Source organism: Streptomyces milbemycinicus (genome assembly GCF_002154605.1).
Taxonomy (GTDB): domain Bacteria; phylum Actinomycetota; class Actinomycetes; order Streptomycetales; family Streptomycetaceae; genus Streptomyces; species Streptomyces milbemycinicus.
On record NZ_MUNE01001063.1, the window covers coordinates 1 to 404 of the forward strand.

1 protein-coding gene is annotated in these 404 nt (G+C 69.1%); it reads left to right on the forward strand.

From position 1 onward, the window contains the following. The coding region (locus CCN51_RS50995; RefSeq protein ID WP_107426319.1) for a flavin reductase at nucleotides 1–404 on the forward strand (404 nt) is incomplete at both ends.

The window sequence follows — 404 nt, forward strand, 5'->3', positions numbered from 1 at the left end:
GTCTGCTCCGTCACCGATGAACCGCCGACCCTCCTGGTCTGCCTCAACCGCGGCAGCGCCATGCACGGCGTATTCCAGGCGAACGGACGGGTGTGCGTCAACGTCCTGGCCGGAGAGCAGCAGGAACTCGCCCTGCACTTCGCCGGGGCCACCAAGGTGGCCATGGCCGAGCGCTTCACCTGGGAGGTGTGGGACCGCGACCAGGACCTGCCGGTCCTCAAGGACGCCCTGGTGACCGCCGTCGGAACCATCAAGCACGCCGTTCCCATGGGCTCCCACAGCGTGCTCTTCGTCGACATCGAGCAGATCCGCACCCGGACGGGCGGCCAGAGCCTCGTCTACTTCAACCGGGCCTTCCACCGCCTCGACGCCACGCCCCTGGTACCGGAAGGCGCGCGGCCGTG